The organism is Thioclava sp. F42-5 (genome assembly GCF_002213195.1).
Lineage (GTDB): Bacteria > Pseudomonadota > Alphaproteobacteria > Rhodobacterales > Rhodobacteraceae > Thioclava > Thioclava nitratireducens.
In genome coordinates this window covers 447686-470772 of record NZ_NBNZ01000002.1, presented here as the reverse complement: position 1 = coordinate 470772, position 23087 = coordinate 447686, and the positions used below count along the sequence as shown (strand labels likewise).

Annotated in this window: 18 protein-coding genes; 14 read left to right on the top strand and 4 right to left on the bottom strand. The window is 65.1% G+C overall.

Going from position 1 to position 23087, the window contains the following annotated elements; genetic code table 11:
- Positions 1-3: 3 nt before the first annotated feature.
- From mrdA to B6V74_RS07530, 3 genes are read left to right on the top strand one after another with little or no spacing between them, the layout of a single operon-like run.
- Positions 4-1953 carry a penicillin-binding protein 2 gene (gene mrdA / locus B6V74_RS07540; protein ID WP_075774199.1) on the top strand — a complete coding sequence of 650 codons (1950 nt, stop codon included), beginning with the start codon at positions 4-6 and terminating at the stop codon, positions 1951-1953.
- Positions 1950-3095 (top strand): rod shape-determining protein RodA, encoded by a 1146-nt coding sequence (gene rodA / locus B6V74_RS07535; RefSeq protein ID WP_088719687.1) that lies wholly within the window; start codon positions 1950-1952, stop codon positions 3093-3095. Before mrdA ends, rodA begins: the two co-directional genes overlap by 4 nt.
- Positions 3092-4033, top strand: coding sequence for a glyoxylate/hydroxypyruvate reductase A (locus B6V74_RS07530; RefSeq protein WP_088722419.1), 942 nt, complete (start codon positions 3092-3094; stop codon positions 4031-4033). Before rodA ends, B6V74_RS07530 begins: the two co-directional genes overlap by 4 nt.
- A 112-nt stretch (positions 4034-4145) precedes the next feature.
- Here the strand turns inward: B6V74_RS07530 and hisG are convergent, their stop codons facing one another.
- The 3 genes from hisG to hisS are packed head-to-tail and all read right to left on the bottom strand — an operon-like array spanning position 4146 to position 7416.
- Positions 4146-4847, bottom strand: a complete 702-nt coding sequence (gene hisG / locus B6V74_RS07525) for an ATP phosphoribosyltransferase (protein ID WP_075774196.1) — start codon at positions 4845-4847, stop codon at positions 4146-4148.
- Positions 4844-5914, bottom strand: coding sequence for an ATP phosphoribosyltransferase regulatory subunit (locus B6V74_RS07520; protein WP_088722418.1), 1071 nt, complete (start codon positions 5912-5914; stop codon positions 4844-4846). Before B6V74_RS07520 ends, hisG begins: the two co-directional genes overlap by 4 nt.
- The gene (gene hisS / locus B6V74_RS07515) at positions 5914-7416 is read right to left on the bottom strand and encodes a histidine--tRNA ligase (RefSeq protein ID WP_088722417.1); all 1503 of its coding nucleotides are present in this window, start codon (positions 7414-7416) and stop codon (positions 5914-5916) included. Before hisS ends, B6V74_RS07520 begins: the two co-directional genes overlap by 1 nt.
- Before the next feature lie 75 nt (positions 7417-7491).
- On the opposite strand from hisS, the gene B6V74_RS07510 reads away from it, so the two are divergent.
- Both B6V74_RS07510 and B6V74_RS07505 read left to right on the top strand, forming a co-directional pair.
- On the top strand, positions 7492-7698 hold the full coding sequence (locus tag B6V74_RS07510; protein WP_075774193.1) for a SlyX family protein: 207 nt from the start codon (positions 7492-7494) through the stop codon (positions 7696-7698).
- Positions 7698-8123, top strand: coding sequence for a hypothetical protein (locus tag B6V74_RS07505; RefSeq protein WP_075774192.1), 426 nt, complete (start codon positions 7698-7700; stop codon positions 8121-8123). Before B6V74_RS07510 ends, B6V74_RS07505 begins: the two co-directional genes overlap by 1 nt.
- A 3-nt stretch (positions 8124-8126) precedes the next feature.
- Here the strand turns inward: B6V74_RS07505 and dnaE are convergent, their stop codons facing one another.
- A complete protein-coding gene (gene dnaE / locus B6V74_RS07500) occupies positions 8127-11627 on the bottom strand; it encodes a DNA polymerase III subunit alpha (protein WP_088722631.1) in 3501 nt (1166 codons plus the stop codon).
- A 245-nt stretch (positions 11628-11872) separates the two neighbouring features.
- On the opposite strand from dnaE, the gene xdhA reads away from it, so the two are divergent.
- The 9 genes from xdhA to B6V74_RS07455 all read left to right on the top strand — a co-directional run bounded on the left by xdhA (position 11873) and on the right by B6V74_RS07455 (position 22938).
- A complete protein-coding gene (gene xdhA, locus B6V74_RS07495; protein WP_088722416.1) occupies positions 11873-13243 on the top strand; it encodes a xanthine dehydrogenase small subunit in 1371 nt (456 codons plus the stop codon).
- Complete coding sequence (gene xdhB / locus B6V74_RS07490; RefSeq protein WP_088722415.1) at positions 13240-15519, top strand: xanthine dehydrogenase molybdopterin binding subunit; 2280 nt, start codon at positions 13240-13242, stop codon at positions 15517-15519. The genes xdhA and xdhB overlap by 4 nt, the downstream gene beginning before the upstream one ends.
- Positions 15516-16451: a xanthine dehydrogenase accessory protein XdhC gene (xdhC, locus tag B6V74_RS07485; protein WP_075774189.1), complete on the top strand. Its 936-nt coding sequence runs from the start codon at positions 15516-15518 to the stop codon at positions 16449-16451. Before xdhB ends, xdhC begins: the two co-directional genes overlap by 4 nt.
- Complete coding sequence (locus tag B6V74_RS07480) at positions 16448-17962, top strand: ABC transporter ATP-binding protein (protein WP_075774188.1); 1515 nt, start codon at positions 16448-16450, stop codon at positions 17960-17962. The genes xdhC and B6V74_RS07480 overlap by 4 nt, the downstream gene beginning before the upstream one ends.
- The gene (locus B6V74_RS07475) at positions 17959-19038 is read left to right on the top strand and encodes an ABC transporter permease (RefSeq protein ID WP_088722414.1); all 1080 of its coding nucleotides are present in this window, start codon (positions 17959-17961) and stop codon (positions 19036-19038) included. Before B6V74_RS07480 ends, B6V74_RS07475 begins: the two co-directional genes overlap by 4 nt.
- Entirely contained in the window at positions 19035-19370 is a 336-nt protein-coding gene (locus tag B6V74_RS07470) for a hypothetical protein (RefSeq protein WP_088719680.1), read from the top strand. Before B6V74_RS07475 ends, B6V74_RS07470 begins: the two co-directional genes overlap by 4 nt.
- A complete protein-coding gene (locus tag B6V74_RS07465) occupies positions 19367-20299 on the top strand; it encodes an ABC transporter permease (RefSeq protein ID WP_088719679.1) in 933 nt (310 codons plus the stop codon). The genes B6V74_RS07470 and B6V74_RS07465 overlap by 4 nt, the downstream gene beginning before the upstream one ends.
- A 55-nt stretch (positions 20300-20354) precedes the next feature.
- Positions 20355-21440, top strand: a complete 1086-nt coding sequence (locus tag B6V74_RS07460) for a BMP family ABC transporter substrate-binding protein (protein ID WP_075774184.1) — start codon at positions 20355-20357, stop codon at positions 21438-21440.
- Positions 21441-21651: 211 nt separating this feature from the next.
- Complete coding sequence (locus tag B6V74_RS07455) at positions 21652-22938, top strand: FAD/NAD(P)-binding oxidoreductase (protein WP_088722413.1); 1287 nt, start codon at positions 21652-21654, stop codon at positions 22936-22938.
- Positions 22939-23087 lie beyond the last annotated feature (149 nt).

The following is a 23087-nucleotide window of genomic DNA, read 5'->3' as shown; positions in this document are numbered from 1 at the left end:
AGAATGAGACGATCCCCGAAAGAGACCGAAGTCAGCACCCGCCGCATCACGCGACGCGGCTTGCTCTTGGGCGGCGCGCAGGCGGCGGTCGTGGCCGTGCTGGCGGCGCGGATGCGCAAGATGCAGCTCGAAGACGCCAAGCAATACCGGCTGCTGGCCGAGGGCAACTCGGTGAAAATCCGGCTGATCCCGCCCGCGCGCGGGCTGATCTTCGACCGCAACGGTGTGCTTCTGGCCGGTAACGAGCAGAATTACCGCGTCACGATCACGCGCGAGGATACAGACGACGTCGATGCGACGCTCGCTGCGCTGCGCCGTCTGATCCCGATTACCGATGGCGATACGAAAGACATCCTGCACGATATCCGCCGCCGCCCGCCGACGACGCCGGTCACGGTGGCCGACCGCCTGACATGGGACGAGTTCTCGCGCGTCGCGGTGAACGGCCCCTCGCTGCCCGGTGTCAGCCCCGATGTCGGCCTGTCGCGCCTCTATCCGCGCCGCGAGGATTTTGGCCATGTGATTGGCTATGTCGGCCCGGTCTCGGATTACGATCTGAGCAAGATGGAAGACCCCGATCCGCTGCTGCTGATCCCGAAATTCCAGCTCGGCAAGACCGGCATCGAGTCGAAAGAGGAAAGCGTTCTGCGCGGTCAGGCCGGCCAGCGCCGCGTCGAGGTGAACTCCGCCGGGCGCGAGATGCGTGAACTCTCGCGCGAGCCCGGCAAGCCGGGCGAGAATCTGCAACTGACGCTCGACTATCGACTGCAGAACTACGCGCTGCAGCGGTTGGAGAACGAATCCGCCGCGACCGTGGTGATGGATGTGACCAATGGCGACGTGCTGGCCTGCGCCTCCGCGCCCAGCTTCGATCCCAACCTCTTCGTGCGCGGCATCTCCGTCGCAGATTACCAGCGCCTCACGCAGGACGACCATCGGCCGCTCGCCGACAAGACCGTCCAGGGTCTCTACCCTCCGGGCTCGACCTACAAGATGGTCACCGCACTTGCCGCGCTCGAGGCAGGGCTGGTGACGCCGGAGGAAACCATCTGGTGCCCCGGCTATGTCGAGATCGCGGGCCGCCGCTTCCACTGCTGGAAGGGCGCCGGCCACGGCCATGTGAACATGACCAAGAGCATGGAGCAGTCCTGCGACGTCTATTACTACGAGCTTTCGCAGCGCGTCGGCATCGACAAGATGAGCGACATGGCCAAGCGCCTGGGCGTGGGCGTCCGGCCCGACCTGCCGATGTCCGCGGTGAAAGAGGGCGTGGCCCCGACCAAGGAATGGAAGCAGGAGCGCTACGGCAAGGACTGGCTGATCGGCGACACCGCGAACGCGGCGATCGGTCAGGGCTATGTTCTGGCCTCGCCGATGCATCTCGCGATCATGGCGGCGCGCATCGCCTCGGGTCGGAAGGTAGAGCCGCGCCTGATCCGCGCCCGTGACGGGGTGGAGCAACCGATCCGCGTTACCGACGATCTCGGCGTTGAGAAAGCCTATCTCGACAGCGTGCGCAAAGGCATGACCGCAGTGGTGAACTCCTCGCGCGGCACCGCGCGCGGGTCGCGCATCGCGATGAAGGAATGGAAGATGGCGGGCAAGACCGGCACCTCCCAGGTCCGCAACATCACCAAGGCCGAGCGCGCCCGTGGCGTGATCCGTAACGACCAGCTGCCGTGGAACCGTCGCGACCACGCACTCTTCGTGGCCTTCGCCCCCGTCGACAATCCGCGCTACGCCGTCTCGGTTGTGGTGGAACACGGCTCGGGCGGTTCGACGGCAGCAGCCCCGATCGCGCGCGACGTGTTGCTGTTCGCGCTGGCGGGCGGCCTGCCCCCGGACGATGCCTATCCGTCCTTCGCCCGCGCGAAGGCCAAGGAGCTGAACGAAACGCTCGATCTCGTCGATCCCGACACCGTGCAGAAGCCGCAGGAGCGATCGCGCGCATGAGTTATCTCGAGAGCAACCTCAAGACCGTCCCGGTCGGCTGGCGCAAGATCTTCTACCTGAACTGGCCGCTCGTGATCCTGCTGACGGCGGTCGCCTGCGCCGGCTTCCTGATGCTCTACTCAGTTGCGGGTGGCAATATCCACACCTGGGCCGAACCGCAGATGAAGCGTTTCGCGCTCGGCATGATCGCGATGTTCACCGTGGCCTTCGTTCCAGTATGGTTCTGGCGCAACGTCTCGGCCTTGGCCTATTTCGTGGCGCTTCTGTTGCTGGTTGCGGTGGAATTCTTCGGCGCAATCGGTATGGGCGCGCAGCGCTGGCTGGAGATCGGCCCGCTGCGCATCCAGCCCTCCGAGTTGATGAAGATCACCCTCGTGATGCTCCTCGCCGCCTATTACGATTGGCTGCCTGTCGAGAAGGTCTCGCGCCCGCTCTGGGTCTTCATCCCGGCGGTGATCATTCTCGCGCCCACCTTCCTCGTGCTGGCCCAGCCCGACCTCGGCACCGCCGTAATGCTGGTGCTGGGCGGGGCCTTCGTGATGTTCGCGGCCGGGGTGTCGTTTTGGTATTTCGGCACCGTGATCGCGCTGGTCGTCGGGCTGGTCTTCGGCGTGATGGAAAGCCGGGGCACGGAATACCAGCTGCTGCACGACTACCAATACAAGCGCATCGACACCTTCCTCGATCCGGGCTCGGACCCGCTTGGCGCGGGCTACAACATCATGCAGGCGCAGATCGCGCTCGGCTCGGGTGGCTGGTCGGGGCGCGGCTTCATGCAAGGCACGCAATCGCGGCTGAACTTCCTGCCGGAGAAGCACACCGACTTCATCTTCACCACGCTCGCCGAGGAGTTCGGCTTCGTCGGCGCCTTCGGCTTGCTGATGCTTTACACCGGGATCATCGGCTTCGCCCTCTATACCGCGATGGCAACGAAGGACCGCTTCGCCTCACTCCTCAGTTTCGGGGTCGCGGGGACGTTCTTCTTCTTCTTCGCGATCAACATGGCGATGGTGATGGGGCTGATGCCCGTCGTGGGTGTGCCCCTGCCACTGGTGAGTTACGGCGGCACCGCGATGATGATCCTGCTTGCCGCCTTCGGGTTGGTGCAAAGCGCCCATATCCATAGACCGAGGCAAAGATGATCCGCGTCCTTTTCGCCGACAAGCCCGAGAACTGGGGCCGTTACGAAACCCCGCTGACCGAGGCCATCGCCGCGACCGGCGTCGAGGCGCAGATCGTGCAGCCCGGCGAGAGCGACCCGGCTCAGATCGACTATGTCGTCTATTCACCGCAAGGCCCGGTGCAGGATTTCACCGCCTATACCGGCGCGAAAGCCGTACTGAATCTCTGGGCCGGGGTGGAGCGTGTCGTGGGCAACGACACCCTGACCCAGCCGCTGTGTCGGATGGTGGATGCGGGGCTGGAGCGCGGCATGGTCGAGTACGTGACCGGCCATGTGCTGCGCTATCACCTCGGAATTGACGCGACACTCGCCCAGCAGGACGGCGTCTGGCGCCATGACGACGGCGTGCCGCCCTTGGCGCGCGACCGCTCGGTGGTGATGCTGGGTTTGGGAGCGTTGGGCAAAGCCTGCGCCGAAGCGCTGGCGGGGCTGGGCTTTGCCGTCACGGGCTGGAGCCGGACGCAGAAGGACATCCCCGGGATAACCTGCCTGAGCGGCGACAATGGGCTAGCGGAGGCGCTGTCGCGCGCAGAGATTCTCGTCTCGATCCTGCCCGACACGCCCGAAACCACCAACCTTCTGAACGCGGACACGCTGGCGAAGATGCCGAAAGGCGCGCGGCTCGTCAATCCGGGCCGCGGGACGCTGATCGACGATGACGCGCTGCTAGCGGCGCTGGATCGCGGCCAGATCGGCCACGCGACGCTCGATGTGTTCCGCGTCGAGCCTCTGCCCCCCGAGCACCCCTATTGGGCGCATCCGCAGGTGACGGTGACGCCCCATATCGCCGCCGAGAGCCGGGCCGAGACCGCCTCCGAGGTGATTGCCGAAAATATCCGGAGGGGCGAGGCGGGCGAGCCGTTCCTCTATCTCGTGGATCGCTCGCGCGGCTATTGAGCGCAGGGGGCGCTGCACCGCTCTCGTGCCCTTCGCGTGCGCTTCGGACGTTCGACAGGGCGTCCTTGCTGATCCCGCCTCATCCCCCGGCATATTTACGCCAAGAAGAAGATCAGAGCGTGGGCGCGTCGAGTCCGAGCTGCTTCGCGAGATCTGCGAGGCGGGTTTCCTTGCCAGACCAGTCGGCGGCGCGCGATGCGAACAGCGTCGCCTGAGACTGGTGGATCAACCCGTCTGAGAGGATCTTCAGGTGGTTCGCGCGCAGCGTCTCACCGCTGGAGGTGATGTCGGCCACGGCCTCGGCAGTGAGGTTCGCGATGGTCCCCTCGGTCGCGCCTTGGCTGTCGACAAGCTGCCAGTCGGCTACGCCTTCGCGGGTCAGGAATTCACGCACCAGCCGGTGATATTTGGTGGCGATCCGCAGGCGGAAGCCGTGGGTGGCGCGGAAGCGGTGGGCGGCGGCGTCGAGGTCTTCGAGGCTGTCCACGTCCGACCAGCAGTCCGGCACCGCAATGATCAGATCGGCATGGCCGAAGCCCATCGGCGCGAGATCGGCGACCTGGCTTTCCCAATCGGCGAGCTTCTCGCGCACGAGATCGGAGCCGGTGACGCCCAGATGGATACGCCCCGCCGCCAGTTCGCGCGGAATCTCTCCGGCCGACAGGAGCACGAGTTGCACGCCGTCCGCCCCTTCGACCGCGCCGGCATATTCACGCTCGGACCCGGTGCGCTTTAGCGTGATGCCGCGCTCCGCGAACCAGTCGAAGGTCTTCTCCATCAGACGCCCTTTGGAGGGCACGCCGAGTTTGATCATGCTTGCGCCTCCAGATCGGCCATCAACCCTGCACGGATCACGCCGCCCACGGCGGGGATTTCGCGCCCCTGCCCCAATTGCCGGGTCAGCGCGTCGTAGCGTCCTCCGGAGGCGACCGGCGGAAGTGCCGGATCGGCGGCGGTGAAGGTAAAGACGAAGCCGTCGTAGTATTCCATGGTCGAGCGACCGTGGCTCGCGTCGAAATTGATCGCAGCGAGGTCGATGTCGCGGGTGGCAAGCGCGTCGAGCCGCTTTTCGAGCCGCGCGATGGCGGGTTCGATCGCTTGGATGCCGAGAGCGCGCAGCGCGGCAGGCGCCTGATCCGCAGCACAGCGCAGCTCGGCGAGCTTGCCCATCGCGGCGACCGCGTCGGTCGGGATCGGCGCAGCAGCGGCATCGGCGGCGAGCGTGGCGATCCGCGCCTCCATCTCTTCGCGCGAGCGCAGCCCGATCCACGGCGCGCCGGAGCGTTGGCCGCTCAGCAGATCGGCGCGGGCTTTCGGCACCTCGATCTGACCCGAATAACGCGCGAGCAGATGCTGGAACCGCTTGGGGCGCCAGATATGACGGGCAAGCGCGGCCTTGCGCTCGGGCATCGTGTCCAGCCCGTCGACAGCGGCGCGCAGCAGGCCCATATCCCCGATCGTGGCGGACAGGTTCAGCTTCGCGAGCATATCCGAGAACAGCGCGAAGACTTCTGCATCTGCGGCATCGGGGTCGGCGCGGTCGAAGATTTCGAACCCGGCCTGAAAATACTCATTGGCGCGCGCGGCGCCGCGATGATCCTGACGGCGGAACACCTCGCCCGCATAGGCGTAGCGCGCAGGCTCGGCGCCATTGGCCATGTGCTCCTGCACGACCGGCACGGTGAAATCCGGGCGCAACATCATCTCGCCGCGCAGCGGGTCGGCGGTGACATAGGCGCGGGCGCGGATATCCTCGCCGTAAAGGTCGAGAAGCGCCTCGGCGGGTTGCAGGATATCGGGCGTGACCTCGACCGCACCCGCTTTGAGGAATTGCTCCAGCAGACGGCCTGCCTGTGCCCGTGCTTGCGCCTTGTCCGCCATCACTCGGCCCCATAGCGCGCAAGAATTTCTTGCACTTTTGCGACCATTTCCGCGGTCGGAACCTCGAATTGCGCCGGTTGGGATTTCCATTCTTCAACCGTCGCGTCCTGCGCGATCTTCGCGCCGAGGATCAGATCCTTGATCTGGACGACGCCGCGTTCGGCCTCGTCCGAGCCTTGGATGATCGCCACCGGGCTTTCGCGTTTATCGGCATATTTCAACTGGTTGCCGAAGTTCTTCGGGTTGCCCAGATAGACCTCGGCGCGCAGCCCTGCCCCGCGCAGCGTCGACGCCAGCGCCATGTATTCTGCCATCCGGTCGCGATCCATCACGGTCACGACGACCGGGCCCTGAGCAGAGCCGCCGATGCGGCCCTTGGCGCGCAGCGCGGCCAGAAGGCGGTCGACGCCGATCGAGACGCCGGTGGCAGGAACGACCTGACCGGTGAAGCGCTTGACGAGGTCGTCATAGCGCCCGCCACCTGCGACCGAGCCGAATTGCCGCGGTCGGCCCTTTTCGTCGGTGATCTCGAAGGTCAGTTCGGCTTCGAAAACCGGGCCGGTATAATAGCCCAGCCCCCTCACGACCGACGGATCGATCACGATGCGGTCGGGACCGTAGCCCTGCGCGTCGAGAAGCGACGCGATCTGCTCCAGTTCATCCACACCTTCCGCACCCAGCGCAGAGCCTTCGACCAGCTCGCGCAGCCGCGCGACGGTGGTGGCGTTGTTTTTGCGCTTGGCCTCCATGAAGCCCATGACCGTATCGGCCTGTGCCTCGGACAGCCCCGCGCCCTTGGTGAAGTCGCCGGAGTCGTCCAGACGCCCCTCGCCCATCAGAAGGCGCACGCCCTCCTCGCCGAACTTGTCGAACTTGTCGATGGCCCGCAGAACGATGCCGCGCTCTTCCTCGAACTTGGCCGGATCGGCGGGGTCGAGAACGCCCGCCACTTCCATCACGCCGTTCAGAACCTTGCGGTTATTCACGCGCACCACGTAGTCGCCGCGCGGAATGCCGACGGCTTCCAGCGCGTCCGAAAGCATCCCGCAAATCTCGGCATCGGCGGCCACCGAGGGCGCACCCACGGTATCGGCATCGCATTGATAGAACTGGCGGAACCGGCCCGGGCCGGGCTTCTCGTTGCGCCAGACGGGGCCCATCGTGAAGCGACGATAGGGCGTCGGCAGATCGTTGCGGTATTGCGCGGCGACGCGGGCCAGCGGCGCCGTCATATCGTAGCGCAGCGCCAGCCACTTGCCGTCGTCTTCCTCCTGCCACGCGAAGACCCCCGCATTCGGGCGGTCCACATCGGGGAGGTATTTGCCCAGTGCCTCGACCGTCTCGATGGCCGAGGTTTCCAGCGCCTCGAAGCCATGCGTGCGATAGACCTCCGCGATCTTCGCCAGCATATCGGCGCGCTCGGTCACCTCCGTGCCGAAATAGTCGCGGAAGCCCTTCGGGGTCTCGGCCTTGGGACGGGGCTGCTTTTTCTGTTTCGCCATCGGCTTGCACCTGATCTTATCTCGCGCGAGGGTGTAGCCCAAGGGGCAGGCCCCGGCAAGCAATAGGAACGGCAGATGCAGGAACGGCTCGAACGGGCGGAAGAACAGATCGCCTATCTGACGCAAACGGTGGACGAGTTGTCCGATGTCATCGTCGCGCAGGCCCGTCAGATCGAACGGCTCGAGCGGCATCTGGGCCTGCTGATGGAGCGCGAGGCCGAGCGCGAATATGACAGCGGCGGCTCTATCCCTCTGGCCGATCAGAAACCACCGCACTGGTAATGGACGCGGCGCTCTGGGGGCTAAACGGTGTTTTCGTGAGTGCGCAGGCGCTCATCTACACCGCTTTGCTGGTCTGGCCCCCGGGCATCGACCTCCGTTCGACGATCGATCGGTTCGAGCTGTGGCAAGGAAGCGGCATCCTCGCGATGCAGGTCTTCTTCGCCGTGCCGCTGATGAGCGCGCTGATCTGGCAGACGCGCGCCCATCGGCAGACGATGTTTCTGGTTTCGTTGAGTTTCCTCGCAACAGGGCTGCTGGGTGCGGCCGCGTGGCTGGAGATGGGCATGATCTCCGGTGCGGTGCGCGACGGGATCAACGAGCCCGATCTGCTGCGCGGCGTGGCACTGTTGCGCTGGGGCGAGTTCGCCACCGCCCTGGCCGCCGCGATCACGCTGCGGCTGGCATGGGTGGCGCGCAGCCTGTGAGGCTCAGACCTCTTCGACCTCGCTGACCCCGCGCAGGCTGCGCAGCGCTCCTTTCACCTGCGCATTGACCGGCGCCTCGGGCATCGCGGTAATCTGGTAGCGGCAGCCGCGCTCGTTGTCATAGACCATGAAGCTGATCGGCCCGCGCGAATGGACCTTCCCTTCGCGGGCGACCCGCTCGACGAGGCTCGCCACAGAGGCGACCGCGTCATTGTCGTCGATATGCACCAGCAGCCCGGAGGAGCCCGCATCCGCCGTCGCCTTGTCCACGGTCTGCGCCGCGTTGGCGACCATGCGCACCGACTCGCCATCCACCTCGACCTTCACGGTCAGCACCAGAAGGTTACCGGTTTCCAGCACGTCGCGGCAGGCTTCCAGCGCCTCCGACCAGAAAGCCACCTCGTAGGGACCCGAGGCATCCGACAGCGCGACGAAGGCGAAGCGGTTGCCCTTGGCGGATTTCTTCTCGCGCACCGAGGCGACCTCGCCCGCGATCTTGGTGACGAAGGGACCGCCCACGGCCTTTTGCTGCACCTCTTCCCAGCTCAGCACCTTCTTGCGCTTGAGCGCGGGCAGGTAATCCTCGATCGGGTGGCCCGAGAGGTAGAAGCCGATGGCTTTGTGTTCCTCGGCCAGACGCTCGCCCGGCAGCCAGTCGTCGGTATCGGCCAGACGCGGCGGCGGCAGATCGTCGCCCGCCTCGCCGAAGAGCGACACCTGCGCCGACTCGCGCGCCTCGATCACCGCGCCCGACCACGCCATCAGCGATTCCAGCGACTCGAAGACGCGCTTGCGGTTCGGATCGAGCAGATCGAAAGCCCCGGCCCGCGCCAGCATCTCGAGCGGGCGCTTACCGACGCGCTTCATGTCGACACGCCGCGCGAAATCGAACAGATCCTTGAACGGCTCGTCGCCGCGCGCGGCGACGATCATCTGCATCGCGTCCACGCCCACATTCTTCAGCGCGCCCAGCGCGTAGACCAGCTTCTGATCGACCACGTCGAAGGTCGAGAGCGAACGGTTCACGCAAGGCGGAATGATCTCGATCCCGAGCTTCTTCTGCACCTCGTCGGCATAGATCGCGAGCTTGTCGGTCAGATGAATATCGCAGTTCATCACGCCGCCCATGAACTCGACCGCGTGGTTCGCCTTCAGCCAGCCGGTGTAATAGGACACCACCGCATAAGCCGCGGCGTGGGATTTGTTGAAGCCGTAGTTGGCGAACTTCTCCAGAAGGTCGAACACCTCGGAGGCCTTTTTCTTGTCGACCCCGTTCTTGGCCGCGCCCGCCTCGAATTTCGGACGCTCGGCGTCCATCGCCTCCTTGATCTTCTTACCCATCGCGCGACGGAGAAGGTCTGCGCCGCCAAGCGAGTAACCCGCCATGACCTGCGCGATTTGCATCACCTGCTCCTGATAGACGATGATGCCCTGCGTCTCTTCGAGGATATGGTCGATGGTCGGATGCACCGAAGTGATCTCGCGCAGACCGTTCTTCACCTCGCAATAGACCGGGATGTTCTCCATCGGACCCGGGCGATAGAGCGCCACCAGCGCCACGATGTCCTCGATACAGGTAGGCTTCATCTGGCGCAGCGCCGATTTCATGCCCTCCGATTCCACCTGGAACACCGCGACAGTCTTCGCGTCCGCGTAAAGCTTGTAGGTCTTCGGATCATCCAGCGGGATCGCGTTGATGTGGTTTTCCGCGCCCTCGGCGGGCTCGTAAAGCTGGTTGCCGGCGGCATCGACATGCAGCGGCCGGCCGGATTTGAAGATCAGTTCCATCGCCGAGCGGATCACCGTCAGCGTCTTCAGGCCGAGGAAGTCGAACTTCACCAGACCCGCCTGCTCGACCCATTTCATGTTGAACTGGGTCGCGGGCATGTCCGAGCGCGGATCCTGATAGAGCGGCACCAGCTCGTCGATCGGACGGTCGCCGATCACGACGCCCGCCGCGTGGGTCGAGGCATTGCGCAGCAGGCCTTCGATCGCCTTTGCGTAATCGAGAAGCCGCGCCACGACCTCTTCGTTGCGGGCCGCCTCGCGCAGACGCGGCTCATCGGCCAGCGCCTTCTCGATACTGACGGGCTTCACGCCTTCGACCGGGATCAGCTTCGACAGCTTGTCGACCTGGCCGTAGGACATCTGCAACACGCGCCCCACGTCGCGCACGGCGGCCTTCGACAGAAGCGCACCGAAGGTGATGATCTGGCCCACCTTCTCGCGCCCGTATTTCTTCTGCACGTATTGGATCACCTCCTCGCGGCGATCCATGCAGAAGTCGATGTCGAAGTCCGGCATCGAAACACGTTCTGGGTTGAGGAAGCGTTCGAACAGCAGCGAATAGCGCAGCGGATCAAGGTCGGTGATGGTAAGAGCGTAGGCGACCAGCGAACCTGCACCCGAGCCGCGCCCCGGCCCGACCGGAATGTCGTGATCCTTGGCCCATTTGATGAAGTCGGCAACGATCAGGAAGTAGCCCGGGAAGCCCATCTGCTCGATGATGTCGAGTTCGAATTTCAGCCGCGCCTCGTAATCCTCGACCGGCGCTGCATGCGGGATCACGTCGAGGCGGTTGCGCAACCCGTCCCACGCCTGACGCCGCAGTTCCTCGACCTCGTCATCGGCGAATTTCGGCAGGATCGGTGCCCGCTTGTAGGTCGAGAAGGCGCAGCGTTTCGCGATCTCGACTGTGTTCTCCACCGCTTCGGGCAGATCGGCGAAGAGCGCGACCATCTCGCCTTCGGACTTGAAATAATGCTGCGGGGTCAGACGGCGGCGCGGCTCGATCTGATCGACATAGGCGCCCTCCGCGATACAGATCATCGCGTCATGGGCCTCGTAAATCTCGGGCTTCGGGAAATAGACGTCGTTGGTCGCGACCAGCGGCAGACCCAGCTCGTAGGCCCATTCGACGAACGGCCGCTCGGTCGCGATCTCGGCCTCGGTCAGCGTGCCGCCCTCGCCCGGGTGGCGCTGTAATTCGACATAGAGCCGGTTCGGGTAGATGCCGGCGAGCTGTTGCAGAAGCGCCTTGGCGCGGTCCTTCGCGCCGTTCCGGATCAGCCGTCCAACCGGACCGTCGGGACCGCCAGAGAGACAGATCAGCCCCTCGGAATGGCGCTCCAGCTCCTCCAGAGTGACCTGAATCTGCGCCCCGTGCTTGTCGAGATAGAGGCACGAGTTCAGCTTCATCAGGTTCTCGTAGCCGCGCTCGGTCTGGGCCAGCAGAACGATCGGTGCAGGCAGGCGCGGACGCTCGCCCGGCTTGGCGGGATCGAATTCGAGCGAGACCTGACAACCGACGATCGGCTGCAGCCCCGCCCCCGTCGCGGTCACGGAAAACTCGAGCGCCGCGAACATGTTGTTCGTGTCGGTCACGGCGACGGCGGGCATCCCCGCCGACTCGCACATCTTCACGAGTTTCTTCGCGGGCACGGCGCCTTCGAGCAGGGAATACTCGGTATGGACGCGCAGATGAATGAATCGGGGGCTGGTCATGCCACCAGATTTAGCCGGTCGTGTCGCCCCGCGCCAGCCTCTCGCCGCGTCCTCCAGACGCTTCGCGTTCGACCGTTCGGCGTCGCTCGACGCCCAAATCTTGATCGTCGGATCAAGATTCGAGCAGCGCATGATCGAGAATCCCTTGCCAAAGCCCGTCCGCATCGGCTTTGCTGGGCAGGTCCCGTTCTACGCCGCATCGAGGGGGACCGCAGGGACGACTGGTAAGGCGGCGGATTTTTCTTATGGAGATCACGTTTCTTCTCAATGGAGAAACCCGGACGGTGGCGATTACCGATCCGACGCAATCTGTGCTCGACTGGCTGCGCGCCGAAGGCCTGACCGGCACCAAGGAGGGCTGCAACGAGGGCGATTGCGGCGCCTGTTCGGTCATCGTGACCGACGCCAACGGGGCCAAACCGCTCAATGCCTGCCTGATGATGATGCCCCATCTGCACGGGCGCGCGCTGCGCACCGTCGAAGGCGTCGCGGGGCCGAAGGGCGAATTGCACCCAGTTCAGCAGGCAATGGTCGACCATCACGGCTCGCAATGCGGTTTCTGCACGCCGGGCTTCATCGCCTCGATGGCGGCGGGTCATCTCAATGGACGCCGCGATCACGACGATCTGCTGGCGGGCAACCTTTGCCGCTGCACCGGCTACGCACCGATCATCCGCGCCGCCGAGGCGGCTCAGGACGCGCCCGTGCCCGCGTGGATGCACGACACGCTGCCCGATCTGGCAGACGTCGCGCTTATGGCCGATCATGTCTTCCTTCCCGCAAGCGCGGATGCGCTGGCGGAGTGGTATCTCGCTCATCCGGACGCCACGCTGATCGCGGGCGCGACTGATGTGGGTCTCTGGGTCACCAAACAGCTGCGAGACCTGAAAGAAGTCGCTTTCCTGAACAACTGCACGGGCCTGCAGAACATCGAGGAAACCCACGACCGCTATATCGTCGGCGCGGGCATCACGCTCTCGACGTTGCGCGAGACGATCCGCGACACGCTCCCGAGCTTTGCCGAATTTCTCCGCCGTTTCGCCTCCGAACAGGTGCGTCAGGCGGCGACGATCGGTGGCAATATCGCGAACGGCTCGCCCATCGGTGACAGCCCGCCCGTCCTGATCGCGATGGGCGCGGAGCTGACGCTGCGCAAGGGTGACACGCGCCGCACGATCCCGCTGGAGAGTTTCTTCCTCGACTACGGCAAACAGGACCGCGCGCCCGGCGAATTCGTCGAAAGCGTCAGCTTCCCGAAATCCATGCCCGATCTCGCCTGCTACAAACTCTCGAAGCGGTTCGATCAGGACATCTCCGCTGTCTGCGGCGGGCTGAATATCCCTCGCGAGTGCGACACGATCCGGTCCGCGCGCATCGCCTTTGGCGGCATGGCGGGTATCCCGAAACGCGCAACGGAATTGGAAGTGGCGCTTGAGGGCCAGCCCTTCACCGAGGAGGCGATCACGGCCGCCCTGCCCGCGCTGGAGCAGGACTTCACGCCGCTCACCGACATGCGCGCCTCGGATGCCTACCGGATGGAGGCCGCCAAGGCGATGTTGATCCGCTATGTGCGCAACGCCCAAGGCGCCCTCTCCATTCTGGAGGTGCAACCATGAGCGTCGGCACCAAGAAACCCCACGATTCCGCCCAGTTGCACGTCACCGGAGCGGCGCGCTACGTCGATGACATCCCCTGCCCCGGCAACACGCTGCACCTCGCCTTCGGCCTCTCGACCGAGGCCCATGCCGAGATCGCCTCGCTCGATCTGAGCGCGGTGCGCAGCGCTCCGGGCGTCGTCGCAGTGCTCACCGCCGAAGACATGCCGTTCGCCAATAACGCCTCGCCCGCGCCCGAACCCGAACCGGTTCTGGCCGAAGGTGTCGTGCATTATGTCGGTCAGCCGATCTTCGTGGTCGCCGCGACCAGCCACCATGCCGCGCGCAAAGCGGCGCGGCTCGCGAATGTCGACTACAAGCCGCGCCCGGCGATCCTGACCGTCGAACAGGCGCTCGAGGCCAACAGCCATTTCGAAGGCGGCCCGGTCACCTGGGCGCGCGGCGATACCGGCGCGGGCTTCGCGCAGGCAGAACATATCGTCGAAGGCAGCTTCGACATGGGCGGGCAGGAGCATTTCTACCTCGAAGGTCAGGCCGCCCTCGCGCTGCCCGACGATCAGGGAATGGTGATCCGCTGTTCCTCGCAGCACCCGTCGGAAATCCAGCACAAGGTGGCCAACGCGCTTGGCTGCGCTATGCATGACGTCCGCGTGGAGATGCGCCGGATGGGCGGCGGTTTCGGCGGCAAGGAGAGCCAGGGCAACGCGCTCGCCATCGCCTGCGCCGTCGTCGCGCGGGCCACCGGGCGGCCCTGCAAGATGCGCTACGACCGCGACGACGACATGGTCATCACCGGAAAGCGCCATGATTTCCGGATCAAATATCGCCTTGGCGCGGATGCCGAGGGCAAGATCGTCGCGGCCGAGTTCACCCATCTCGCCCGCTGCGGCTGGTCGCCCGACCTGAGCCTGCCGGTCTGCGATCGCGCGATGCTGCATTCCGACAGTTCCTATTACCTGCCGAATGTGAAGATCGAGAGCCACCGGCTGCGCACCAACACCCAAAGCGCGACGGCCTTCCGGGGCTTCGGCGGCCCGCAGGGCATGATCGGAACGGAAGCCGCGCTCGATCACCTCGCGCATGTGATGGGGATCGACCCGCTCGATCTGCGCAAGCGCAACTACTACGATCCAGCGGGCGGGCAGAGCACGCATTACGGCCAGCCGGTCGAGGATTTCATCCTGCCCGAAATCACCGAGCGCTTGGAGCAATCCGCCGAGTTCGCGGCCCGCAAAGCCCGCGTGGCCGAATGGAACGCCGCCAACACGACGCTGAAGCGCGGCATCTCGCTGACGCCGGTGAAGTTCGGCATCTCCTTCACGCTGACCCAGCTGAACCAGGCGGGCGCGCTGGTGCATGTCTATGCCGACGGCTCGATACAGTTGAACCACGGCGGCACCGAGATGGGTCAGGGCCTGCACCGCAAGGTCTGTCAGGTCGCGGCCTCGGTCTTTGGCGTGACGGACGAGGACGTGCGCATCACCGCGACCGCCACCGACAAGGTGCCCAATACCTCCGCTACGGCGGCCTCTTCGGGGGCCGACCTGAACGGCATGGCGGTGAAGGCCGCCTGCGAGACGATCAAGGCGCGGCTCGCCGCGTTCATGGCCGAAAGCTCCGGCGCAGCCATCGAAGACGTGAGCTTCGCCAATGGCGAGGTGCGCGCGGGCGATCATGCCCTGCCCTTCGCGAAGCTGGTGAAGCTGGCCTATGAGGCGCGGGTGTCGCTCTCCTCGACCGGCTTCTATGCCACGCCGAAGATCAGCTGGGACCGGATCAAGGGGCAGGGCCGACCGTTCTTCTACTTCGCCTATGGCGCGGCGGTGACAGAGGTGGTGATCGACACGCTGACCGGCGAGAACCGCATCCTGCGCACCGACATCCTGCATGATGCGGGCGCTTCGCTGAACCCGGCTATCGACATCGGCCAGATCGAAGGCGGCTACGTTCAGGGCGCGGGCTGGCTGACGACCGAGGAACTGGTCTGGGACGATAAAGGCCGACTGCGCACCCATGCGCCTTCGACCTACAAGATCCCCGCCTGCTCGGACCGCCCGCGTGTGTTCAACGTGGCGCTCTGGGACGCACCGAACCGCGAGGACACGATCTATCGCTCCAAGGCGGTCGGCGAGCCGCCCTTCATGCTGGCGATCTCGGCCTTCCTCGCGCTGCAGGACGCGTGCAAATCCTGCGGCCCGCACTGGCCCGATCTGCAGGCGCCCGCGACGCCCGAGGCGGTTCTCGCTGCCGTGCACCGGGCAAGGGGTGACGCATGAGTCTGGATCCCGCAGCCCTCGCCCGCGCGGCGGAACGCGGACCGTTCACCCGCGTGGTGGTCGCGCGCGCCCAAGGCTCAACCCCGCGCGAAGACGGGGCGGAGATGCTGGTCTGGGCGGATCACGTCGAGGGCACGATCGGCGGCGGCGCGCTGGAATTCTCCGCCATCGCAAAGGCGCGGGGCGGGCTGACTGGGGTCGAGAAAATCCCGCTCGGCCCGGCCATGAACCAGTGTTGCGGCGGGGCCGTGGTGCTGGGCTACGAGCGGATGGACCGGAACACCGTCGCGCAGATTACAGGCGATTGGCACGCGCGCCCGCTGACGCCGGGCGCGCCCGAGCCGCTCGCCGTCACCCGCGCGCTGGCGCGCGCCCGGGATCGCGGCGAGGCACCGCCGCTGCTGGTGGAGACCTGGCTGATCGAGCGGGTCGCACCACCCGCCACCCCGGTCTGGATCTGGGGCGCGGGCCATGTAGGGCGCGCGCTGATCGGTGCGCTCGCCCCCCTGCCCGGCCTCGCACTTTTCTGGGCCGATAGCGGGTCCGAGAGGTTTCCCGAGACACTCCCCGAGGGCGTCACGCCACTGATCGCAGAGAACCCGGCTGATCTTGTTTCTCTCGCCCCGACCGAGGCGCGCCATTTCGTGCTGACCTATTCACATGCGCTCGACCTCGAACTCTGCCACCGGCTGCTCGCTCACGGGGTCGGCGGGCTCGGCCTGATCGGATCGGACAGCAAATGGGTTCGCTTCCGCAAACGTCTTGCCGCCCTGGGTCATTCGGATGCACAAATTTCACGCATTGCCTGCCCGATAGGCGATCCGACCTTGGGGAAGCATCCTCAAGCCATTGCTCTTGGGGTCGCGACCGGGCTAGTGAAGGAGCTGAACGCCGCGAAGGTGGCGACGGGGAAAGGGAAACGCGCCGGGTGACGGAGCTGCTCAAGATCGACGGGCTGACGAAAGCCTATCCTGGGGTCGTGGCCAACGATGGCGTCGGCTTCTCGGTGCGTCCGGGCGAAGTGCACGCCCTGCTGGGCGAGAACGGCGCCGGCAAATCGACGCTGGTGAAAATGATCTACGGGCTCGTGAAGCCCGATTCCGGCACGATGCATTTCGCCGGCCAACCCTTCGCGCCAGCCGATCCACGCGCGGCGCGGGCCGCAGGCGTCGCGATGGTGTTCCAGCATTTCTCGCTCTTCGAGGCGCTGAACGTCGCCGAGAACGTGGCGCTCGGCATGGAAAACCCGCCGCCGATGCGCCAACTCGCCAAACGTATCCGCGAGATTTCCACCGCCTATGGCCTGCCGCTGGACCCTGCCCGTCTGGTCGGAGACCTCTCCGCGGGCGAGCGTCAGCGCGTCGAGATCGTGCGCTGCCTGCTGCAGGACCCGAAGCTTCTGATCATGGACGAGCCGACCTCGGTTCTGACGCCGCAGGAGGTGGAAATCCTGTTCCACACGCTGCGCAAGCTCTCCGCCGAGGGCACCGCGATCCTCTATATCAGCCACAAGCTCGAGGAAATCCGCACGCTTTGCGAAGGCGCGACCATCCTGCGCGGCGGCAAGGTGGTGGCAAGCTGCAACCCGAGTGAAAAGACCGCGCGCGAACTGGCCGAGCTGATGGTCGGTGCGGAGTTGAAAGTGACCGACCGAGCCGAGCGCAAACTGGGCGATGTGGTGCTGAAGGTCGATGGGCTGTCGCTGGCGCCGATGTCGCAATTCGGTCCGTCGCTGAAGGATCTCAGCTTCGAGCTGCGCGCGGGCGAGGTGCTTGGCATCGGCGGCGTCGCAGGCAACGGTCAGGAGGAATTGCTGGCGACCCTGTCGGGAGAACGGCCCTCCGCCCCCGGCACCGTCAGCCTGATGGGCGAAGACATCTCCGGCCTCGGGCCGAATCCACGCCGCGCGAAGGGGATGCTGGCGGCCCCCGAGGAAAGGCTCGGCCATGCCGCCGTTCCCGCGATGAGCCTGACGGAGAATGCGATTCTCACCGGGACAATGCGCAAGCCGCTGACCCGCAACGGCTTCGTAGATCAGGGTGCGGCGAAAACCTTCGCCGACGAGATCATTCAAGCCTTCGACGTGCGCACCCCCGGCGCGCATGTGGCCGCCCGGGCGCTGTCGGGCGGAAACCTGCAGAAATACGTGATCGGCCGCGAAGTGCTGCAAAACCCCGCCGTGTTGGTCGTGAACCAGCCGACATGGGGTGTCGATGCCGCCGCCGCAGCGTCGATTCGGCAAGCGCTGCTCGATCTGGCCGCGAAAGGGGCTGCGGTGATCGCGATCAGCCAAGACCTCGATGAGCTTATGGAAATCTCCGACCGCTTCTCGGCACTGAACGAAGGCCGCCTGAGCGCCTCGCGCCCGACGCAGGGGCTGACGATCGAAGAGATCGGCATGATGCTCGGTGGCGCGCACGGGATGCAGGAGGCTGCGGTATGATCACTCTCGTCCGGCGCCCCACCCCGTCTCGCTTCTGGTCCTACGCCACACCGATCCTCGCCGTGATCGCCACCATGATCGCGGGCGGCATCCTGTTCGCGATGCTCGGAAAGCACCCGGTCGAGGCGATCCGCGTAATCTTCTGGGACCCGCTTTTCGGCGGCAACGCGGCCTATTTCCGCGGCCAGTTGCTGGTCAAGGCTGGGCCGCTGATCCTGATCGCCTGCGGGCTCGCCGTGGGCTTTCGCGCGGGCATCTGGAACATTGGCGCGGAGGGGCAATACATCATGGGCGCGCTGTTCTCGGCGTGGCTGGCGCTGAAGATGTACCCGGCCGAAAGCCACTGGCTGTTCCCGGTGATGATCTTGCTCGGCGCGCTTGGCGGCTTCCTCTGGGCAATGATCCCAGCGGTGCTGAAAGTGATGTTCGGCACCTCTGAAATTCTCGTCTCGCTGATGCTGGTCTACGTGGCCGAGAACCTGCTGGCCTACATGGCCTTCGGGCCGCTCAAGAACCCCGAAGGCTTCGGCTTTCCCGGATCGCGCAACCTGCAGGACTACCCCTCTGCCTTCAACCACGAGCTGATCGCGGGCACAGGCATGCATTGGGGCGTCGTCGCGGCACTGATCGCGGTGATCTTTACCTATGGGCTGATGCACCGCCACATCACCGGTTTCCGTATCCGCGTCGCAGGCGAGGCCCCGCGCGCCGCTCGCTTCGCAGGCGTGATGCCGGCGCGGCTGGTGATCCTCGGGCTTGGCATGGGCGGCGCCTTTGCGGGCCTCGCGGGCATGTTCGAAGTCTCCGGTCCCTCGGGCCAGATCACCGACAGCTTCAACGTGGGCTATGGCTTCACCGCAATCATCGTGGCCTTCTTGGGTCGCCTGCACCCGATCGGCATCCTGCTGGCGGGTCTGCTGATGGCGCTGACCTATATCGGCGGCGACATGGCGCAGTTGATGCTCGGCCTGCCCTCGGCGGCGATCCAGGTATTTCAGGGGATGCTGCTGTTCTTCCTGCTGGCCTTCGATGTGCTGACCAACTTCCGCATCCGTTTCGGGAGGGTCGCGGCATGACGGGCAAACTCCCCTCGCTGCGCTTGGCGGTCATCTTTCTCGGCGGCGTCGTGATGGGGCTAGGCCTGTACTATCTGCTCGCCGTGGCGCAGGCATTCTGGGCCTTCGTCGTGATCGGAGTGGTTATGATGGTGGTTTTCGAACTGGCGGTTGGCGCGTCGCGGGCGGTGATCTACCGCATCGGCGCGCGCCCTGACAGCGAAGAGCCCCGTCGCCCCACCCTGCGCGGACGCGAGCGTTACGCCTCGATGGCCGGGCTCGTCATCGGCCTCGTCGGGGGCTATCTGGCCTGGGGGCCGGTTCTGTTCTGGGGACATGGAGGCACGCTATGATCGTGGGCGGCATCGACATCATCACCCTGACGGCGACTCTGATGGGCGCGTCGACCCCGGTTTTGCTAGCGGCCACCGGAGAATTGGTGGCCGAGAAATCGGGCGTGCTGAACCTCGGCGTCGAGGGGATGATGATCATGGGCGCGGTCGCGGGCTTTGCTGCCGCCGTCGCCACCGGAAGCCCGGTTCTGGGCTTCCTGATGGGGGCGATTGCCGGCGCTTTGCTGGCGACGCTCTTCGCCTTTCTGACGCAGAAGCTGCTGTCGAACCAGGTCGCGACCGGCCTTGCACTGACGCTGTTCGGACTTGGCCTGAGCGCGCTGATCGGAAAGGGCTATGAGGGCGTGCGGCCGCCCGCGACGCCGAAGATCGATTTCGGGCCGCTCTCGGATATTCCGGTGCTGGGCCGCATCCTGTTCTCGCATGACTGGATCGTTTATCTCTCGCTGATCCTCGTCGCCGTGGTCTGGTACGTGCTGCGCTCAACCCGCATGGGGCTGATCCTGCGCGCGGTGGGCGAAAGTCATGACGCAGCACATGCGTTGGGATACCGCGTCGTCGCCGTCCGCTTTGCCGCGTTGGCCTTCGGCGGGGCGCTGGCCGGTCTGGGCGGTGCCTATCTCAGCCTCGTGCGCGTGCCGCAATGGACCGAAGGCATGACCGCCGGCGCGGGCTGGATCGCGCTCGCCATCGTGGTCTTCGCAAGCTGGCGGCCGTGGCGCGTGCTGCTGGGCGCTTACCTATTCGGCGGCATCACCGCGCTGCAATTGCAGCTGCAGGCCGCGGGCTACGCGATCCCGGTGCATATCCTGTCGATGGCCCCCTACGTCATCACCATCGTGGTGCTGGTCATCCTCTCCGCCATCCACCGCCACGGCGTGCAGGCCGCCCCTGCCAGCCTCGGCAAGTCTTTCCACGCCTCGAGCTGAGGCATATCTCGAAGGGCCCCATCAAGAGGCCCGCCACCCAACTTGGAGTAACGCGATGAACCGCAGATCCTTTTTGAAAACCACCGCCGCCACGGCCGTTGTCGCGGGCGCAGGCGTCCCGGCTTTCGCCGCTGACGAGCCGCTGAAAGTCGGCTTCATCTATGTCGGCCCCGTCGGCGACATGGGGTGGTCCTACCAGCACGACCAGGGTCGTCAGGCGATCGAAGAGAAATACGGCGACAAGGTGAAAACCTCGTTCATCGAGAACGTGCCGGAAGGTCCCGATGCCGAGCGCGCGCTGACCCAGCTTGCGCTGGACGGCAACAAGCTGATCTTCGCGACCTCCTTCGGCTTCATGGACGCGGTCGTGAACGTCGCCAAGAAATTCCCCGACGTGAAATTCGAGCACGCCACCGGCTACAAGCTCGCCGACAACCTCGCGACCTATGACGCGAAGTTCTACCAAGGTCGCGCCATTCAGGGCACGATCGGCGGTCGCATGACCAAGACCAACAAGATCGGCTATATCGGCTCCTTCCCGATCCCGGAGGTCTATCAGGGCATCAACGCCGCCTACCTCGCGGCGAAGAAGGTGAACCCGGACGTCGAAATGAAAGTCGTCTGGGCCTATTCGTGGTTCGACCCGGCGAAAGAGGCCGACGCGGCCGCAGCCCTGATCGCCGATGGGGTGGACGTGCTGCTGCAGCATACCGACTCGACCGCGCCGCAGGCGAAAGCTCAGGAAGCGGGCAACGTCATCACCTTCGGTCAGGCCTCGGACATGTCGTCCTTCGCGCCGATGCCGCGCGTCTCCTCGACCATCGACAACTGGGCGCCCTATTACATCGAACGCGTCGGCGCCGTCATGGACGGCACCTGGAAATCGGAAGCCACCTGGGGCGGCATCGACAGCGGCATGGTGAAGATCGGCGAGATCTCCTCGGCGGTGCCGGACGACGTCAAGAAAGAGGCGCTGCAGCTCAAGGACGACATCGCCTCGGGCAAGGTCCATCCCTTCGCGGGTCCGCTCAACAAGCAGGACGGCAGCGAATTCCTCAAGGCAGGCGATGTCGCGACCGACGACCAGCTTCATTCGATGACCTTCTATGTCGAGGGCATTACCGCGGAACCGCCGAAGTAAGCGATTGCACGAACGAAAAGACGAAAGGGTCGGCCAGGCGCCGGCCCTTTTTTCATGCTCGCGCCGCCTCTACCCCCTTTTCATTGACCGTCATCGTTGCCGCCCCCAGGATTCAGGCGCAAAATTTGAAGTGTCGAGCAACTTGACACATTCAATAATTTGCATCTATCGGTAGATAGAGCGGTTGACGTTAGGGAGTGGGAGGAAGGCAATGGCACATATCGTGGTACTTGGCGCGGGTCTTGGCGGCGCCATCATGGCTTATGAATTGCGTGACCAGGTCCGCAAGGAAGACGAGATCACCGTCATCACCAAGGACCCGAAGTATCACTTCGTGCCCTCGAACCCCTGGGTCGCCGTCGGTTGGCGCGACCGCAAGGACATCACCGTCGATCTCGAACCGACGATGAAGAAAAAGAACATCAAGTTCATCCCGGTCGCGGCCAAGCGCCTGCATCCCGATGACAACAAGGTCGAGCTGGAGGATGGCCGCGAGGTTTCCTACGATTACATCGTGCTCGCCACCGGCCCGGAACTGGCCTTCGACGAGATCGAGGGGCTCGGCCCTGACGGCTTCACGCATTCGGTCTGTCACATCGATCACGCCGAGGAGGCCAGCACCGCCTTCAAACGCTTCTGCGAAAATCCCGGCCCGATCATCGTGGGCGCGGTGCAGGGTGCCTCGTGCTTCGGCCCGGCCTATGAATTCGCCTTCATCCTCGACACTGCGCTGCGGCGCGCGAAGATCCGCGATCAGGTGCCGATCACCTTCGTCACCTCCGAGCCCTATGTCGGCCATCTCGGTCTTGATGGCGTGGGCGACACCAAGGGCCTTCTCGAATCCGAAATGCGCAACAAGCACATGAAGTGGATGGTCTCGAGCCGTGTGAAGAAGGTCGAGGACGGCGTGATGCATGTCGAGGAAATCGCCGATGACGGCTCGATCAAGGCCGCCCACGAATTGCCGTTCAAATACGCGATGATGCTGCCACCCTTCCGTGGCATCCCGGCGGTCATGGGGCTGGACGGTCTCGTCAATCCGCGCGGCTTCGTCATCGTCGACAAGCACCAGCGCAACCCGAAATATCCGAACGTCTTCGGCATCGGCGTCGGCATCGCGATCCCGCCCATGGGGCCGACCCCGGTACCCTGCGGCGTGCCGAAAACCGGCTTCATGATCGAGTCGATGGTCACCGCCACCGCGCATAACCTAGGCAATATCGTGCGCGGCAAAGAACCCGACGAGACCGGCACCTGGAACGCGATCTGTCTGGCCGATTTCGGCGACAGTGGCATCGCTTTCGTGGCCCAGCCTCAGCTTCCGCCGCGAAACGTCAACTGGTCGAGCCAGGGCAAATGGGTCCATCTCGCCAAGATCGGGTTCGAGAAATATTTCCTGCGCAAGCTGCGCAAAGGCACCTCGGAGCCGTTCTACGAGAAGACCGCGATGAAGATGCTCGGCATCGACAAGTTGAAGGCGGTGAAGAAGACTCACTGAGCCGGGCCGGCAACCATTTCTGTTTTCAATTCACGGGGCGGGCCTGCGGGCTCGCCCCGCGCTGATTCACGCCGATGGTGGTGACGCGCCGGAACACACGCCTCCGTGAAACGTTTGGTCCCCCGATACACGGCCAGATGCCGTATGAA